Consider the following 18,103-nt stretch of genomic DNA (forward strand, 5'->3'; position numbering starts at 1 on the left):
AAACCACGGCTTTGAACATTCAAACGGTTAGAAATTTGTAGGCCGGCTGCATCATCTTTTGCACTGTTAATTTTAAATCCAGAAGACAAACGTTCCATTGAAGTTTGCTGTGCGCTGGTCGCGCTGTTTAGGTAACGTTGTGCTGTCATTGCTGACACGTTGGTATTTACATTGACCGCCATAGTGGTGTCTCCTATTTATTTTTAGACGTAGCGGAACTGCCCGAACGGTTTCCGACGTCTCGGAATACCACGTAGTTCTCTCAAAGTTACTTCTATTAGCGACCCATGGAGAGATTTCTTTAGTAAAATCCTGCTTTATTAATGAAAAATTTTTGAAACAGGAAAAAACTGAGCTTTTCAACACAAACGCTGAAGAAAAAGTAAAATAGTGCTAAAGGTTTACGGGAAATAGCCGGGAGGAGGATGAGGTGAAATTCGCAGTCAAAATAGCAAAGAAAAAGCCCCTTTTCCTTTGAGAGAACCGGGGCTATGGTAGGTAGCCATTACCAATGTGGAGATCAAGAGAAATGAACACACTTAGGCTAGCCTGAGTGTATGATTATTTTAAGCTAACAAGCAGGTATATCTGAGAGAGCTTGTTGACCGCCAATAATCATACCTTGCCAAGGCATCTTCATTACATACTCACGTCTGAGCTTATTAATGAAGAACCAAGGGACTACTGCAATAATGAAATTGCAGAGTTTGGCAACTGTTTTGCTTGAGCTAGAATCGAGGTTCCAGCCTGTTGCAGAATTTGTGATTTCGTCAATTGCGTTGTTTCTTTCGCAAAATCGGTATCTTTAATACGGCTCTTCGAGGCTTCAACGTTTTCTTGAATATTCGCCAAGTTATTAATACTGTGATTCAAGCGGTTTTGCTTCGCCCCTAAATCTGCACGTTGTGAATCAATATACTTAAGAGCAGCATCAAGAATGCCGACCGCATTTTGTGACCCACCCACGGTCGTAATATCGATATCTTGAACCGTATTTTTCTGTCCGACACCACTTGCAGCGGCAAGACCTAAATCATCGGCTAAACTTCCACTGAACGTGATCCCCGCAGAAGTAACATCAGCAAAATCAGGCTCAGCCATGAAAATTTGTAAACGACCTTCTTCGTCGACAGATGCTTTAAGCAAATCGGTTTGACCGTTGATGTAAGTCGCCACTTCTTCGATATCATCACCAATATTAGCCACAAGATCGATACTGACCTCTTCACCATCTTTCTTGGTAAACTCTAACTTAAGCGCATTATTGTTAGCATCCACGCTCCAGTCTTGCGTTTTACCACTATCAGCAATAAACGATTGACCACCCATACGAAAATCATCAGCACGGATACTGGTCAAGCCCATGATGATTGCCTCACCCGAGTTTGAACCGATCTGGAATGACGCTTCACCAAATGAACCATTCAGCAATCGACGTCCACCAAATGAGGTTGTTTCCGCAATACGGTTCAACTCATCTTGTAGAGCTGTCGTTTCTTCATTCAGTGCCTGACGCTCTGACAAAGAGTTGGTGCCGTTAGCTGATTGCAGAGCCAAGTCACGCATACGCTGTAAGATACTGGTGGATTCATTCATCGCCCCTTCAGCCGTCTGCGCAATCGAAATGCCATCATTAGCGTTACGCATAGCGACATCAAGACCACGAGATTGTGCGGTTAAACGGTTTGAAATTTGTAAACCAGCAGCATCATCTTTGGCACTATTAATACGGTTACCAGAAGAAAGGCGCTCCATCGAGGTATTTAACTCATTGCTCGATTTGTTTAGGTAACGTTGGGCTGTCATTGCCGATACGTTGGTATTTACGTTAATGGTCATACTTTGCTCTCCTATCGAGTTCGCAAGCCTTTGCGAAGCGGTCAGCTTTACTCTCTTGGAAGCACTGACCGTAAATCACTTGCCAAATACGCCTTCAGGCATATTTAAGAACGGGTTGTATCAACTCTGGTTTATATAATTCAATTTATGTGCCAACTTTTTCAACCCCAAAATAAAACCATTAAGTCATTGTTTTTTATTGTTATTTTAATTTTTTCATTGTTAATCAATCTTAAAAAAAACCAATAACAACAGAATTTACCTACGCCGTTGCCGCTCTTTTGCCGCTTTTTCTCGTTGTTCCATCACTCTCTTGAATAGGCCGCGAGGTTAATCTTGTACTCCCCTGACGGCCTATACCACTGCTGTTCTTTCGCACATATGGCATAGCACATATGGCATGAATAAAAGTTACAGGTAGTTAAATAGAGTCAAATCTTTTGTTTTACCAAAAGCCAACTGTGACGCTTGCAACGCTCGTGAGTTTTCATTGAACTCAATAACCGCTTGAGAATAATCTAAGTCTTCAAACTGACTTTTCGAACTCGCCAAGCTAATCTTGAAATCTTCATGTTGGTCTTCCTGAATATCTAATGTACTCAGGCGAGCCCCCACTTCCGTTCTTGCTTTATTCAGATGAATGAAAGCCGTATGAAACTCTTCCGTAACTTGGTGCAATTTAGCGGTATTGGAAGCATCGGAAACAGAGCCTTTTGATAGATCAATGGCTTGTTTAAAGCTATCGAAGACACTGAATGTTTTGCGTGGTGTCAATGAAATTGAGTCACCGGCAGTGATCTGCCCTTTGAGCTGAATGGTGACCCCTTGGTACTGGATGCCATCACGAGGGTTAAGGTCATCAACCGCAACTACTTCACCATCTCGTTCTAGCTGATAGGCAAAATTTCCATTTTGCATATCAACAAAAGTTACTTTATAGCTGGCGGAATCATCAGGGTTCGTATTGGTTGCACGCTCAAGTAACAACTCAGATCCATCACGAAGATCATAATTTGGTTCAAAGTCACCAAATGGGTTATCAATATTCATAAAAATATGACTCCCCGGTGTATTGAACGGAACCTCTAAGCTACTGGAAATTTTCATTTTCCGCTGATAGTCATCGCCGTAATAGCTGACATTTCCTGAGTTATCACGGAAAAATGGCTGATTCTTGGGTTTCGTTCCGGCAAAAATATAGTTGCCGGATTCATCTTGCACATTCGCTAAGTTGAAAAAGTTATTGGAGATTTCTTCAATTTCACGTGCTTTTGCCGCTCTATCTTCTGGTGATAATGAACCGTTGATCATTTCCATGACCATGCGTTTCGTTTTATCTGCAAAATCTTCTGTGTTAGAAATAATCACTTCTTGATGCTCTAATCGGTTACGCACCAATACAATGGCATCTAGGTACTGACGTAATTGCTCTTCTTGCTGTGTTACGTTTTGAATGTAATGCGTAGCCAGCGGGTTATCTCCTGCTGAAAGCAATTTTTTACCTGAAGCTAACTGTGCTTGATTATGATGCACCTTGTTTTCTTGACGACGAAGATCATTTTGCACCGATTGATAATTATGGAAGCTAGAAATACGATTGAGCATTTATCTCTCCCCTTATCTTAACTGTAAAATCGTATTGAAGGTGTCATTAGCCGCTTGCATGATGCGAGACGAGGCCATATAAGCATGTTGAAACTTCATCATGTTGGCCGCTTCTTCATCTAGGTTGACCCCAGATACCGACGCAATTCTTGACTGTGCGGCATCTTGTTCGAGACGAGCTACATCCGTCAAACGGGAAGCGGTTGACACTTTGAGTCCAAAGTCGGTATTTAAATTGTGATATAGGCTAATAATAGTCGACTCATGATCGTTCATTTTCTTGCTAGTTTGCAGATAAAGCATTTTACGCAAGTTGCCGTTATCCCCTTCTGCAGGGTTTAAGTTGGCCGTGAACTTATCATTAACAATCGCGCCCCTTGTTAAATTAAACTCCGTCGCCTTTCCTCCTGGGACTTGGGCCGGAATCACCACATTTAACGTTTGTTCACCCTCAGCAAATTGATAAGGTTGTGTCGCTAACAGTTGACCATTTTTATCGACTATACGTACTTCCATATCATTGCCGGCCCCTGTAGAACTTGGTTCTACATAAGCTTCAAATTCTTTAACATCACCCACTTGGGCAATAGTAAATTTGGCATTTCCCTGTGCAAATGACGTTGAAGCTTGGTAACTTTGTGCGGCAATTTTTGTCGCATCATTCGTTGCCATTTTTATCTCTGCCGCCCCATCACGCGTTGGACGAATAATCACTCGTTCACCAATATCCGGCGGAGTATTTACCTGTATTTTCAATCCATTCAGATAAAGGTTACCTTGATTAAGCGTTAGCGGTGTTTGCTGCCCATCTGGTAAGGTGGCAACATAACCACTGCCGTTATACGACAATGAAAATTCACCCCCTTTCAATTGACTCAGATCGTCAATATACACCGCCATATCCGCATTAGAATTGCTGGAAGTCACCACACGAGAACGAGCAATAGCGTCTGAATTCATGTCAGTAAATAGGTTTTCTCCGACATTACCGCGTAAATCTAACCCTTGGTTTTGTAGTTGATTCACTTCATGAGAAAAGGAAACAGCAAGTCGACCAATTTCATCCATTAAATAAGGAATATGTTCATCCCGCATTTCAAATTGAGCCGCCAATTTTCCACCAATTTCTTTTTCTGAAATCGGTTTAAGGGTATTTCCCTCAACAATGGCTAAGCGGCGTTGTTTCACATCCGGGTAACCATCAATCATTTTTAGTTGGCTAGCTTCTGTACCTGATACTAGTGTATGACCACTACCGATATGAATATTAAACCCTTCTGCATTTTTCCGAGGCGTAACGGTCACTTTGGTATATTGAGATAACTCTGACACTAATTTTTCGTGTTGATCCATTAAGTCATTATGTGGCCCCGGCGTTTTCATCATAAGTCGTTGTACATCACGAATTTCTAATGCCAACTGATTAATACGCTCAATACCAACATCTAACCCTTTATTCGTGATATCAAATTGACGACGTACCGTTTCATGGAAATCATTTAAATTTTGACTAATTAACCCAGCCTTCTCTAGCACAACTTTACGAGCCCCCACATCATTAGGGGTATCGGCTAGGGATTTCACAGAATCAAACCACTCATTTAAGTTTTCAGGTATTTTCTTTGATGCAACGGAAGACAGAAGCTTGGACAACATATCCAAGTTTTCTTCTGTATCATGTTTGAAGGAATAATCCGTGGTGGCAAGATTTAACTCTTTAACGGCAAATTGATCCCAAGAGCGGCGAACATTTTCCACATGCACGCCCATTCCATAGGTTTGACCACCATACTGGCGAGGTGCATTCGTGCCTTGAATCACCGATTGTCGACTGTATCCCTCGGTATTCGCATTAGCAATGTTATGACCTGTAGTGTTGAGTTGTCTCTGAGCGGTTAATACGCTTTGCGCACCCATGTTCAGAAGATCAGACGCCATATTGCCCCCAAAAAAGCCGTAAAATGCCAGTATTAACTGGCTTGTTACTACATGAAATGCAATATACGTGCCAGATAAAAACAAAGCTAACTAAAGGAAAATAAAGGATAAAATAATTATGACAGTGGGATATTTACCTCAAGATGAGGAAACATCCCACTATAGAAAGAGGGGGAATTAGAGGGTATCCATTTGATCGATTTGGGCTTTAACCCGCAGCACTTTATCTGCATATTGAGGGTCGGTCGCATAACCGGCTTGATGAATTCCTCGAATAAAGGCTTCATTATCACCGCCATGTTGCAATGCCGTCTGATAGCGAGGGTTGCTAGCCAAAAAGTGAGCATAATCGGCAAAACTCTCTTGAAAGGTAGGATAAGAGCGAAATGCAGCTTTCTCCATTACCGGTGTTTGATCGTGGTATTCGAGTGTTTGCGTAGCGACACGTTCGCCTTGCCAGCTTCGATCAGCCTTAATATTGAATAAGTTGTTACTGCTGCCTCGAGCGTTAGAAACCAATTTCTGTCCCCATCCCGTCTCTAAGGCTGCTTGCGCCAACAGCAATGAACCATCAATGCCCAATGTCTTCGCTACTTTATCAGCATAAGGTTTTAATGAAGAGACAAACGATTGAGGTGAATCAAAGGCATGGTCACGAGGAGCCAATGGTACTTCACTCTCGATGACATTGCTTGATGGACGGTTAGCCGCAGCTTCTCTAGCCATCTGTACACGCTGCATTGCATCTTGAAAACGGTCATCACTCTCAGGGCTTGCTCCACCTTCAGCAGCAGAAAGCTGTGCGACAATCATATCCGCTAGGCCAAGCGATCCTGATGCACTAAGCTGACTTATCATCTGTTCATCTTGCATTTGCCTATAAAACTCTTCATTCTGACTGCTAAAAAGCTCAGATTTAAATGATGAGTTCGCTTCACGCATGGACTTAAGCATCATGGAAGTAAAGATGGATTCAAATTGTCTTGCCGCCGCCGTTAACGCATCTTTTTCTGCGCCATCATCACCACTAACGGCTTTTTGACGCAGTTTATCTAAGCTGGCAAGATCATGAATAAAGCCAATATCATTCGAGTTATTAATCATAGTCAGCCTCTTAGATAATGATCAGTTGACCTTGAATAGCCCCAGCATTTTTCAATGCTTGTAAAATCGCCATCAGATCGGAAGGCGCAGCCCCCACTTCGTTGACGGCACGAACCAAGTCATCAAGTGTGACCCCGGGTTCCAATTTAAACATTTTCCCTTGTTTCTCGCTAACTTCAATTTCGGTATCAGGAACAATGGCTGTATTACCGCCAGCTAAAGGGTTGGGTTGGGAGACATTCCAATTTTCTTTGATCGCAACGGTCATTCCACCATGAGTGACCGCAGCCGGTTTTAAACGTACATGCTGCCCAACCACGATGGTTCCTGTTCGAGAGTTAACAATAATTTTCGCAGCCATATCGGCGGGATCAAATTCGAGGTTTTCAATGGCAGATAAAAAGGCCACTCGCTGGCTAACATCACGAGGAGCGCGAACACGAACAGAGGTAGCATCAATGGCAGAAGCCATTTCTGGGCCAAGAAATTGGTTCACCGCATCCGCCATTCGTTGTGCAGTAGTAAAATCGGATTGGAATAAATTAAAGGTAATAAAATCCCCCCGGCTGAAAGGGGTAGGAATTTCTCGTTCAACCATTGCTCCACTAGAGATGATCCCAACAGTTGGGTTATTCCCTACCAAGCTTGAACCATCAGCGCCTGTAGCACTAAAGCCACTCACGACTAAGTTTCCTTGCGCGACAGCATAAACTTGACCGTCCAACCCTTTCAGAAAAGTTTGCGTCAATGTACCACCACGTAAGCTCTTCGCTGAACCAATAGAAGAAACGGTCACATCAATGGTTTGCCCTTGTTTCGAAAACGGTGGCAATTCTGCTGTCACAATAACGGCGGCAACGTTCTTTGTTTTTGGTTTTGTTCCCTGCGGCAATTGAATGCCGAAATTCTGTAACATGGCATTAAAACTTTGATCCGTAAACGGTGTCGATTCTCCTGTTCCGGGTAACCCAGTAACGAGGCCATATCCCACCAATTGGTTACTACGAACACCCGCAACCTGAGCCACATCCTTAATACGAACAGCATGGGCACTGGTCGCTACCAGCATCATTAATAACACAGTGAATTTTTTCATGGTGAGTAACCCTTTCTCTCTATGAGATACCGCGTTTGACTAATCGCTTTATCATGCTTTACACAGTCAAAATATCGACTAAGAAGTAACCTTTACAAAGAGACATTAAAAAATCGTGCCAAGAATCCTGGTTCTTGCATATCTTGGTTACTCCCCGTTCCTGAATACTGAATGCGAGCATTCGAAATCCGGTTGGAAGCAATGGTGTTTTCCTCATCAATATCATCGGGACGAATCGTTCCGCTCAGGCGAATGTATTCATCTCCCGTATTCAGCATTAACCACTTTTCGCCACGAATCACTAAGTTACCATTGGCGAGAACATCAATGACTTCGACCGTAATAGAGCCTTTAATACTGTTACTCTGATTCGCTTCTGCACTGCCAGAAAATTTATTATTGTTCTTTAAAGCATAGGAGAAGTTATAGTTACCAATATTAAGCTCTTGTCCCCCTACATTTAATGGGTCCATCGTTGCATCATTGTTTTTGGATAAATCTGCATCGGCACTTTTTGCCGCTTTGGTATTTTCATTCAAATTCACTGTAATGATGTCACCAATGCCTCGTGGTTTCGTGTCATCATACAGGCTGCTAGCACGGTTCAGGTTGAAAAGAGAACCTGTTTCAGCAGCATAGTGCTCCGGTTTTGCTTTAGGGTAAATCGGAGCCCACGCAGGATCCCCTTGAACAGGATCCACCCGATTACGAAGTGCATCCATAAGCCCAGAACTGGTGTCAGACGCTTTATCGCCTTCTACCGCATCCACAACCGTGGTTCCTTGAATAACTTCGGCCGTCTCAACCGGTGGCTGTAATAGCGTGCATCCAGAAAGAAAGGCGATAAAAAGTAAACTGAATAGATGTTTCATAATGATATTCTCTTAGTCAGCCATTACAGTTGTTGGTTAACAAAACTCATCATTTTATCGACGGCAGAAATCACTTTTGAGTTCATTTCATAAACACGTTGAGCTTCAATCATATTGACCAATTCTTCAGTCACATTCACGTTAGAGCTTTCTAACATCGATTGGCGAATATTCCCCAGCCCATCCAACCCAGGAACCCCTTCTTGTGGGTCACCACTGGCTCCGGTTGGTAAATATAAGTTTTGCCCAACAGGCTCTAGACCACCAGGGTTAATAAAATCAACGGTTGTGATTTGACCCAAAACTTGGTTTTCTTGCTGGCCGCGTAAACGAACAGAAACTTCACCATCATTGCCGACCGTAACGGAAATGGCATCTTCAGGAACCACAATTTCAGGCTGAAGTAGGTAACCAGATCCTGAAGTCACAATCGCGCCTTCTGCATTCAGCGTGAACTGGCCGTTACGGCTATAGCCAATATTGCCATCAGGCATCAGGATTTGAAAAAAACCATCGCCTTCAATCATCATATCTAAACTATTATTCGTGGTTTGTGCATTGCCATTAGTATGTACTTTTTGCGTCGCAACCACTTTTGAACCTGCACCTAGCATCAAACCACTCGGTAGCTCGGTGTTTTGTGACGATTGACCACCCGGTTGATTAATATTTTGATAGAACAAATCTTCAAAAACGGCACGGCTCTTTTTGAACCCTACCGTGGAGGCGTTCGCTAAGTTATTCGAGATAGTCGCAATGTTGGTTTGCTGTGCATCAAGACCGGTTTTACTTACCCATAATGCTGGTTGCATATTGAATTCCTCTCACTTAGCTCATACGAAGCAGAGAGTCAGATGACTTATCCATCTCTTCTGCGGTACTCATCATTTTGACTTGCATTTCAAACTGACGCTGTAAATCAATCAAACTGGTCATTTCACCGACGGCATTAACGTTACTGCCTTCAAGCGCACCCGTAAGAATTTTGACGTTAGCATCTGCTTCATATTCGGTTGTCGGTTCTTTCGACCGGAATAACCCATTGATATCTTTAAAGAGTGATTGATTGTTTGGACGAACGAGTTTTATACGATCTACAATTTCCATCGCATCAGCCGGAGCACCTTGAGGGCGAACAGAAATCGTACCATCATTACCAATTTCAACCTTATTCAAGGGAATGGGTAAGGTAATAGGAGCCCCCGCTTCGCCAAGCACTAAATGACCATTACCATTAAGTAATAAACCATTCTCATCAATGCGTAAGTTACCGTTACGAGTTAAACCTTCTTTACCGGTTTTATCCAAAACAGAAATCCAACCATCCCCTTGGATGGTGACATCAAGATCTCGGCCTGTCGTGATCACACTGCCTTGGTCAAAGCGGTTTCCCGGACGCTCAGTCATACTGAACACTCGGCTAGGAAGCCCTTCACCATAAGCCTGCATTGAGCGAGCTTGCTCTAAATCAGCACGAAACCCTGTCGTACTCACGTTAGCAAGGTTGTTTGCTCTTAGCTGCATCGCCTGCATATTTTGTTTGGCGCCACTCATGGCCAGAAACAGTGCGCGATCCATTTAGTGTTCTCCACAATCATCAATGACTAACAGATAAGCAATTGACGTGCCAACAAAAATTCAACTATAAAATCAATGAGTTAATAAAAAACAAGACAAGATAAAAGAAAGAAGCGGCAATCCGGCAATACCGAGGAGGTAGGAAAGTAAAAATACAGGTAGGTTAAAAGGTAAACTCGAACCAGTACCAGACCAGTTCGAGCTTAACTTCTCATCCACTAATGCGTTAAACAACAATTAGCGAATTTGTAGGATATTTTGTTGTAGCTGGCTATGAACTTCTAGCGCACGTGAGTTCGCTTGGAAGTTACGTTGAGCAGAAATCAGATCAACCAATTCTTGAGTCATGTCAATATTCGATTGTTCCAGCACGCCATTGCTGATCGTACCAAATGACCCTTTACTTGACTCACCCCAAATTTTCACACCTGACTGCTGAGTGGCATCCCACTGAGTGCCACCTTTTTTCTCTAGCCCTTGTTCATTTGCTACGCGAACCATAGCGACACGGCCTAAGGTAACATTTTGCCCATTAGAATACGTAGCTAATACGCTACCATATTCATCAAAATCAATTTTAGTGAGGAAACCCGTCGTTGCGCCATCCTGATCAAACTTGGTCAACTCAAAAGGTGCAGCAAATTGTGTTGCGCCATTTAAGTCAAACGATAGGGTTTGACTACCATCCGCACCATTCAAATCAATAGGATTATCCCCTTCACCCAATGGGGCAGAAACAATCGGCTGGCCATTATTTAAGCTCGCTAGCGTACCATCATTATTAAAACGTAGCGTATGCCCTACATGGCCTGAAGGTGAAGTTGCATCACCATTTGCGATATTGATTGGTTTCTCACCGGTTTTATCCGTTACCGTGTAGTAGGTATTCCACTTATTATTTTCGTTTTGATCTTTCAAATAATAGGTCGTTAACTTATACGGCTGCCCCATCGAGTCATAGATAGTCGATGAGGTTGTTCGGTTATAAGTATCAGGATCACTAAAATCAAATAAATTCGGATCTTTTAACTCCCCATTAGCGGGTAAGTTTGCCGAAATTTCAATGTTAGAAGTCTGTTTAGGCTTCCCAAACTGAGCCGGAATATTAAGAGGTTTGGGCTCATAAGAGAGCACTTCACCATTATCGGGATTCACTTCATAACCTAATAAGAATTGATCGTTAGAAGTCACCATGTAGTTGTTTTTATCTAGATGGAACGCCCCGTTACGCGTTAACTCGTTTTGTTGAGGAATCAAACGATCTTTGGCTACAGCAAAAAAACCCGTGCCGCCAATTCGTAAATCCATTGGGTTATTCGTATAGATACTAGAACCTTCATGAAACTGCTGAGCAACTTTATTCGCTTGCACACCTTGCCCTGGCGTTGTCTTCGAGTTTGTAAACAAGGACGTGGAATAAACATCCCCAAACTCAGCTCTAGACTCTTTAAAGCCATAAGTATTGGCGTTCGCAATGTTATTACTGGTGGTATTAAGATCTAACTGAGCGGCAGATAAACCACTAAGAGATATATATGACATGACAAATTCTCCTATCTAGCTAGCATGGTTATGCTTTGCCAACTTCTAGTACTTCAGCAAGTCGCACTGGTGATTCAAAACCAGCCAGATTGAGCAGTACGTTACCATCGCCTTTACCAAGGAGAACACTGTTTACATTGGCATACGTTGATACGCCAAATTCGGTGTTCTCTCCATCAAGTAAACCCGATGCTTTAACTCTATATCTTCCATCCGGCAAAGGATTACCGTTTTCATCATTGCCGTCCCACTCAACACGGTTATCACCACCGAGTTTAGCGCCGGCATCAAAGGTACGAACCAATTGACCCGCTTCATTCTCAATTCGAATGAATAGGTTCTCTACCGATTGAGGGAGTTTCACCATTGCCGCCATTGCGCCATCTGTTTTTATCCCAGCTGCACCAGGCACTAATACATCTCGACCCACTAATGAAGAAGCTTGTAAAGCTTGGTTTGAAGTCATCGATGAGTTCAAACTTTCAAACTGCTCATTCATTTTGCCAATGCCATCAACAGTGGCAAACGAAGCCATCTGAGCGATCATTTGGTCGTTACTAACGGGTTTGAATGGGTCCTGTTGCGCCAACTGTTTGGTCAGCAAGGAAAGGAAATCTTCTTGTTTAAGATCTTGCTTTCCGGTTGTTTCAGTCGGCTTTTTCTGTTCTTGAAGCGCTTTTAGCTGGTCGACATAGGACAATCCGCTTTGACCAATATTATTGATTCCGGCCATCTGCTACCTCCTACCCTTATTGACCCATCTGCAGCGTACGCAGCAGCATTTGTTTACTTGCATCTGCTACTTGCACATTCGTTTGGTATGAACGAGAAGCAGAAATCATATTGGCCATTTCTTCCATGACGTTGACATTCGGTTTATAAATATACCCTTCATCATTTGCCAAAGGATGGTCTGGATTAAATTCCGCAGTGAGTGGTTTATCACTCTCCACGATACCTAATACTTTTACAGGAATATTAGGATCACTGTGATAACGGGCCTTATTCAGTTCAGCACCAAATACCGCGTGGCGCGCTTTATACGTTTCTTTCGCTGAACTACTGATGCTGTCTGCATTGGCCAAGTTACTTGAGGTCGTATTTAGACGAACAGATTCAGCACTCATAGCAGAACCGGTTACATTGAATACATTAAATAAGCTCATCTAGTTGCCTCCAGTGATTGCTTTCGTTAAGTTCTTAAACTTACTTCCTAAGAAGTCTAGAGAAGCTTGGTGACGTAGTTGGTTTTGCATAAACAGGTTACGCTCCAAATCAACATCTACTGTATTGCCATCTCCGGTATCCGGTTGGGTGGGAGTGCGGTAAAGCATTTCCCCTTCGACCGTCTTTGAGGCAGGAATATGCCGACCATCAGTACGACTAAGACTAATGCTTGCCCCTGAACTTGCCGCTTGCAATGCCCGTTTAAAATCCATTCCTTTTGCTTTAAAGCCTGGTGTATTGGCTTGAGCAATGTTGGTCGAAATGACCTCAGCATTACGCTCACGCACGCCAACAGTGTGTTGGTGTATACCGAGTGCTTTATCAAAAGAAATAGCCATGTTTGCCTCTTTGCTAAGAACTGACCGTTACTGAATAGATAAAAGCAATTAACGTACCAACTTTGGAAGTTATCGCCTCACGAATACTCATATCGACCATAAGAACCAAATATGCGTTTCTGTAATGAAAATCTTAAGGCAAAATTTAGACCAGATGATCGAGAAAGGAAGGGGCAGAAAAAGGAAAACCCGGAACTCGTCCGGGTTTTCCTTATTTAAGTTTATAAATAATGCCAGGGTTACAACGCACCATATCAAATTTATCCGTCAGGCCCGTCAATGATTCCGATGCACCAAGCAATAAATATCCACCTGGATTTAAGCTGCTTGCCATCTGATTAAGCACTCGAGCTTTCATATCCGGAGAGAAATAAATCAGCACATTACGGCAAAAGATGATGTCAAATTTACCCAGTAGCGCATAACTTTCCATCAAATTCTGTGGGCGGAAATTAACCAGACGCTTAACGTTATCTTTAATGCGCATACGCCCATCCCCCACTTCCTCAAAGAAAGATCGGCGACGCTCTGGAGATAACCCTCGTCCCAGTGCTAAATTATCATAAATCCCCGCTCGGCACATATCCAACATACTATTAGAAATATCCGTAGCCGTGATAGAAACGCTTGGCAGCATACCTGGGCGTTTTTGCTGCTGTTCCAGCACCGTCATCGCCATAGAATACGGTTCTTGGCCAGATGAGCTGGCAGCTGACCATATTTTAATCGGCCGCTTATTCTTCGCCATTTCAGGTAATAAGCGATCGGCTAATACCGTAAAAGGATACGAATCACGAAACCACAGCGTTTCATTCGTTGTCATTGCATCTACTGCTGCAACGCGTAACTCTCGGTTTCGCCCTGTTACAACATCACGCAGCAGATCAGAAAGAGAGCTTAACTTAAATTTGGTTACCAGCGGGCTTAGGCGACTTCTCACCAAATATTGCTTACTGTCTCCCAGTACGATACCGCACTGGGATTCTAGAAACCGACAAAAATCACGATACTCTTGATCGCTGATAGTAATAGCAGTCATTCAGTTCTCTTTATTCTACTAGTGCAGCTTTCACCGCATTGCCAAGTTCATCAGGATTGAATTTAGCAATAAAGTTATTTGCTCCGACTCTTTCGACCATCGCTTGGTTAAAGACTCCACTCAAAGATGAATGAAGAATTACGTAAAGGTTTTTTAAATCATTATGACGGCGAATTTCTGCAGTTAATGTATAGCCATCCATTTCAGGCATTTCAATATCAGAAATCACTAAACAAATCTGCTCATAAATACTGCCTTCTTTAGCCATACTTAGCAGTTTTTCGTATGCATCCTTACCATCTTTAGTCAAGATGCATTCAAAGCCAATCGACTCAATCGCTCTTTGTACTTGCTTACGTGCCACACTTGAATCATCTGCAATCAAAATTCGACGGACAATAGGTTTTTCTTGCTCAGCTTGTGCGATCTCTTCCCCAATGCTCGCATCCATCGTTTCATTAACTGGCGCGATTTCTGCTAGAATTTTTTCAACATCGAGTATTTCGACTAATTCATTATCAATATTTGTCACCGCAGTCAGGTAGCTACCTTTTCCGGCCGCATCAGGTGGCGGCAAGACAGACTCCCAGTGCATATTCACGATACGTTCGACGGAGCTGACTAAAAAAGCCTGGATGGTTCGGTTGAATTCAGCAATAACGACAAAGCTTTTATCAACATCAACCGTCGGGCGGCCACCTACCGCTAGGCTGAGGTCAATCACTGAAACCGTTTGACCTCGAATATGAGCGACGCCCTTAACCAAGCGGTGTAAGTTAGGCATGGCAGTAAGCTTAGGGCATTGGAGAACCTCTTTAACCTTAAAGACGTTAATACCATAACGTTGACGCCCGTTAAGACGGAAAGTCAGTAGTTCCATTCGGTTTTGACCGACAAGTTGCGTACGTTGATTCACAGAATCAAGAATACCCGTCATAAGCTCATCTCCATCTCAAACTTTTTACAAGGAAAAGTGATAGTCTAAATCAGGCAACAAAGAAACCAGAGAAACGAACTATGTTTTCGAAAACCCGTTTATTTTTACATATCACTACTAAGTGTAGAGCTTTCTACCACTTTTTTTATAGCTCTATCGGCTTTTTATTGTTTTTCTTTAGCCTTTCTGCGTACTCCGCCACTTTAGAGCAGATCGAGCAGATTCAACAAGCTGCTCAAGATCATGTTCTCAACACGGTAGATAAACCGATAGGTGGAGAACTGGTTGTTAATGCTGCCAACATAGATGAACGTATTCTTGCTACTGACTGTCCTGAGGAATTATACACCTCTTCGTCGTCTTATAATGGTTCTGCCAGTAACATTACGGTTCTTGTCGAATGTCCAACCGATGCGTGGCGAGTGTATGTTCCCGTAAAACTGACCATGACAGTTCCAATGGTTACCGCTCTTAACGCTCTTTCTCGTGGACAAATGATAACAGAACATGATGTTACTATTAGTATGGTAGATCTGCTACGCTTTAGACGGCAAGGATTTTCCTCACAAGATATGGTTATTGGAGCAAAAACAAAAAAAAACCTACAACTTGGTGATGTGATTAACCACAATGACATCTGTGTGGTTTGTCGCAATGAAAATGTGTTGATCAGAGCCATCAGTAATGGGATGAACATCACAACTAAAGGAACCGCACTCTCTGACGGAAATTTAGGCGAACAGATAAAAGTGAAAAATGATCGCTCAAACCGTATAATAGACGCACAAGTCAGTGACATGGGTGAAGTCACGGTCCGGTTTTAGTTTAACGCTAACGAGTAAGTTAGTAAATTATTTGCCCGATGTTGAAATAAAGTACTAAAGTTTCCTCTCGATTCGTCGATATTGACGGTATAAGTTGATCATTTTAAAGGCTCTTTTATGGCAGGTATTGATAACATACGTTCAGGTCAATCGTTAACGACAACAAGTCGTGCACCTGCTCGTTCAGAAACAAACTCAACATCTTCAAGTTCGGCGAATACTGCGCGAACAAGTATGGCGCCTCAGCAAGATGCCGTTTCACTGAGTACCCAAAGCAAAGCGATTGGTGAAATGCATAATGAAATGGCCGCAACCCCAAGCTTTGACAGTGCAAAGGTTGCAGCAATTAAAGAGGCAATAGCCAACGGATCATATGTAGTCGACTCTGAAAAACTGGCAGACAATATGATTAAGTTTGAACAAGAGCTAGGTGGTTTTTAAACCGATAAAAACCACCTGCTAAAGGTGATTGACTAATGGCAGCATTAAAAGACTTAGTCGAATTCCAATTGAAAAGTGCCGAAGAACTCTCTGCGCTGTTGGATCAAGAAAAAGTGGCAATCACTCGCCGTATTTCTACGGATATTGAGGCGATTGCCAAACAAAAAATCACCTTAGTTAATCAGTTACAACAAACTGACCATAGAATCTCTCGTCATCCTGATGTTAAGAGCCTAACAGAAGATGACCACTTGCATACCCTGATGAATCAAGTTCGCTCTATTATTCATGACTGCCAACAATCCAACAATGTTAATGGAGAAGCTTTAGCTAGAGCCCAGCTTAGCTTTAATAAACTCAATAACTTGATGCAACAAAGCCATGGAAAAATAGGCATGACCTATAATGCAACTGGGCAAACTCATACCATTTCAACGTTAGGGACCAACCTTAAAGCTTAGCATTCCCCATTTCGTTAGAGAGCAAATCTTTAAAATAAAACAAGCGGCAATCAAATGGCCGCTTGTTTTATATCTGGAGAGAAGGAAAAGTTAGAATAACGTTTGTTGGCGCTTTTCGGGTACTTGTTGTACTTCACCATAACCGCGCAATCGATCCATTTTTCGTATATCTAGTCGCAGTTCTGTCACGTAACTATCTCCGACTTTATAACTGCGCACGACTTCTGCACCTCGAATTACGCCATCAACAGCACCAGACGTTAGCTCTGTACCAAGGCGCTGATCTTGCAGATCTGCTCGTCCTGTGACGCGCATACCATAAATTTGCTCGGCAAGTTCACGGTAAGCATCGATTTTAGAGGCTCTCATCGCTCTAACTTGTTTTTCTTCCTCATCTCGCCCTCTTTGCTCACTAATGCTGGCATAACCCACCGCAGTTAACCAGTCATCACTACGCATTGATTGCAAAGGCTGACAACCAGACATTAATAGTGTAAGCAAAAGAAACAAGAATCCCGCTTTCATTATTCTCTCCTAAGGTCGTAAGATGACATTGTAAGGGCGAGTAATCGTTGGGTCTGAACGAATCAAGACACCATCTTGAGTACGAATTGTATTTAACGTATCTAAATCACGTCCAATACGGTCTTCAGGTAAGAAGCCTTGTGCTGTTGCAACTACGATGCGTGACTGCATACCCACCACACGAGCATTCACCAATACGCCCCCTTCTTGACGTAGCATTGTCCCAGTCAACACATATTGTATCTCCTGTTCTTGTGCTAAATCTTTCCAGTCTCGGCTAAAAGCAAAATCGCCTTGATGTGTCACTTGTATCGATCCTGTGGTTTTAAAATCCACCACTTTAAAGCCGCGCCGTTGGAATTGGTAAATTAGCCCTTCAGAGACGGAATTACCTAACCAATTGGTTGTATCCATATTTTGTAAATCAACGAATGATGTTACAGCAATAGGTGTCCGAGCAGTAACACTGGTGTTGGACTGAACGAGATCTTCTGTCAAACTGTCGATAAAGAAATCCAACGTATGGCGAGGACTCTCCATTAACATAAATTGTGAACCATTGTATGGCTCTTTACCGTTATAAATCGGGGCATAAGCACAGGCAGTTAAAAAAACTGCAGGCACTAAGGTAAGCCATTTTTTCATTCTCTTCATCTCCAGATATACTAAGGCTAACGTCCCTTTGATTGATTTTGACAAAACTGGAACGCTCTTTGCTTTTCTTTATCAGCCTTCGC

General features: G+C 42.7%; 19 protein-coding genes and 1 pseudogene. 3 read left to right on the forward strand and 17 right to left on the reverse strand.

Translation table 11 applies throughout. The annotated features are described in order from the left end of the window. The 15 genes and pseudogenes from EXA13_RS13295 to EXA13_RS13365 all read right to left on the reverse strand — a co-directional run. A pseudogene (locus EXA13_RS13295) lies at nt 1–182 on the reverse strand (flagellin); the annotation flags it as partial. Nucleotides 183–681: 499 nt separating this feature from the next. Beyond that, nucleotides 682–1,839, reverse strand: a complete 1,158-nt coding sequence (locus EXA13_RS13300; RefSeq protein WP_238133607.1) for a flagellin — start codon at nt 1,837–1,839, stop codon at nt 682–684. A gap of 411 nt (nt 1,840–2,250) precedes the next feature. Then, on the reverse strand, nt 2,251–3,444 hold the full coding sequence (flgL, locus tag EXA13_RS13305) for a flagellar hook-associated protein FlgL (protein ID WP_238133608.1): 1,194 nt from the start codon (nt 3,442–3,444) through the stop codon (nt 2,251–2,253). A gap of 12 nt (nt 3,445–3,456) precedes the next feature. Beyond that, entirely contained in the window at nt 3,457–5,382 is a 1,926-nt protein-coding gene (flgK, locus tag EXA13_RS13310; RefSeq protein ID WP_238133609.1) for a flagellar hook-associated protein FlgK, read from the reverse strand. Between the two features lie 177 nt (nt 5,383–5,559). Further along, entirely contained in the window at nt 5,560–6,486 is a 927-nt protein-coding gene (gene flgJ / locus EXA13_RS13315; RefSeq protein WP_238133610.1) for a flagellar assembly peptidoglycan hydrolase FlgJ, read from the reverse strand. Between the two features lie 10 nt (nt 6,487–6,496). Beyond that, nucleotides 6,497–7,582: a flagellar basal body P-ring protein FlgI gene (locus EXA13_RS13320; protein WP_238133611.1), complete on the reverse strand. Its 1,086-nt coding sequence runs from the start codon at nt 7,580–7,582 to the stop codon at nt 6,497–6,499. Between the two features lie 92 nt (nt 7,583–7,674). Continuing rightward, nucleotides 7,675–8,454: a flagellar basal body L-ring protein FlgH gene (flgH, locus tag EXA13_RS13325; protein ID WP_238133612.1), complete on the reverse strand. Its 780-nt coding sequence runs from the start codon at nt 8,452–8,454 to the stop codon at nt 7,675–7,677. A 23-nt stretch (nt 8,455–8,477) separates the two neighbouring features. Continuing rightward, nucleotides 8,478–9,266, reverse strand: a complete 789-nt coding sequence (gene flgG / locus EXA13_RS13330; protein WP_238133613.1) for a flagellar basal-body rod protein FlgG — start codon at nt 9,264–9,266, stop codon at nt 8,478–8,480. Nucleotides 9,267–9,282: 16 nt separating this feature from the next. Then, a complete protein-coding gene (gene flgF, locus EXA13_RS13335; RefSeq protein WP_238133614.1) occupies nt 9,283–10,032 on the reverse strand; it encodes a flagellar basal-body rod protein FlgF in 750 nt (249 codons plus the stop codon). A gap of 237 nt (nt 10,033–10,269) precedes the next feature. After that, nucleotides 10,270–11,574, reverse strand: coding sequence for a flagellar hook protein FlgE (gene flgE, locus EXA13_RS13340; protein ID WP_238133615.1), 1,305 nt, complete (start codon nt 11,572–11,574; stop codon nt 10,270–10,272). Nucleotides 11,575–11,602: 28 nt separating this feature from the next. Next, a complete protein-coding gene (locus EXA13_RS13345) occupies nt 11,603–12,307 on the reverse strand; it encodes a flagellar hook assembly protein FlgD (RefSeq protein ID WP_238133616.1) in 705 nt (234 codons plus the stop codon). Nucleotides 12,308–12,323: 16 nt separating this feature from the next. Then, nucleotides 12,324–12,740: a flagellar basal body rod protein FlgC gene (flgC, locus tag EXA13_RS13350; RefSeq protein WP_238133617.1), complete on the reverse strand. Its 417-nt coding sequence runs from the start codon at nt 12,738–12,740 to the stop codon at nt 12,324–12,326. After that, nucleotides 12,741–13,139 carry a flagellar basal body rod protein FlgB gene (gene flgB, locus EXA13_RS13355; RefSeq protein WP_238133618.1) on the reverse strand — a complete coding sequence of 133 codons (399 nt, stop codon included), beginning with the start codon at nt 13,137–13,139 and terminating at the stop codon, nt 12,741–12,743. Between the two features lie 211 nt (nt 13,140–13,350). Next, nucleotides 13,351–14,178 (reverse strand): protein-glutamate O-methyltransferase, encoded by an 828-nt coding sequence (locus tag EXA13_RS13360; RefSeq protein WP_238133619.1) that lies wholly within the window; start codon nt 14,176–14,178, stop codon nt 13,351–13,353. A gap of 10 nt (nt 14,179–14,188) precedes the next feature. Continuing rightward, the gene (locus tag EXA13_RS13365; protein WP_238133620.1) at nt 14,189–15,115 is read right to left on the reverse strand and encodes a chemotaxis protein CheV; all 927 of its coding nucleotides are present in this window, start codon (nt 15,113–15,115) and stop codon (nt 14,189–14,191) included. Between the two features lie 80 nt (nt 15,116–15,195). On the opposite strand from EXA13_RS13365, the gene flgA reads away from it, so the two are divergent. The 3 genes from flgA to EXA13_RS13380 all read left to right on the forward strand — a co-directional run bounded on the left by flgA (nt 15,196) and on the right by EXA13_RS13380 (nt 16,841). Next, entirely contained in the window at nt 15,196–15,939 is a 744-nt protein-coding gene (flgA, locus tag EXA13_RS13370; RefSeq protein ID WP_238133621.1) for a flagellar basal body P-ring formation chaperone FlgA, read from the forward strand. Nucleotides 15,940–16,056: 117 nt separating this feature from the next. Continuing rightward, a complete protein-coding gene (flgM, locus tag EXA13_RS13375; protein ID WP_238133622.1) occupies nt 16,057–16,380 on the forward strand; it encodes a flagellar biosynthesis anti-sigma factor FlgM in 324 nt (107 codons plus the stop codon). A 35-nt stretch (nt 16,381–16,415) separates the two neighbouring features. Then, nucleotides 16,416–16,841, forward strand: a complete 426-nt coding sequence (locus EXA13_RS13380; protein WP_238133623.1) for a flagella synthesis protein FlgN — start codon at nt 16,416–16,418, stop codon at nt 16,839–16,841. 90 nt (nt 16,842–16,931) lie between these two features. Here EXA13_RS13380 and flgP read toward each other — a convergent pair whose 3' ends face one another. Next, on the reverse strand, nt 16,932–17,366 hold the full coding sequence (gene flgP / locus EXA13_RS13385; RefSeq protein WP_238133624.1) for a flagellar assembly lipoprotein FlgP: 435 nt from the start codon (nt 17,364–17,366) through the stop codon (nt 16,932–16,934). A 9-nt stretch (nt 17,367–17,375) separates the two neighbouring features. Further along, nucleotides 17,376–18,011, reverse strand: coding sequence for a FlgO family outer membrane protein (locus EXA13_RS13390; RefSeq protein WP_238133625.1), 636 nt, complete (start codon nt 18,009–18,011; stop codon nt 17,376–17,378). Nucleotides 18,012–18,103: the final 92 nt, after the last annotated feature.

Source organism: Vibrio cincinnatiensis, from assembly GCF_022113815.1.
GTDB lineage: Bacteria > Pseudomonadota > Gammaproteobacteria > Enterobacterales > Vibrionaceae > Vibrio > Vibrio cincinnatiensis_A.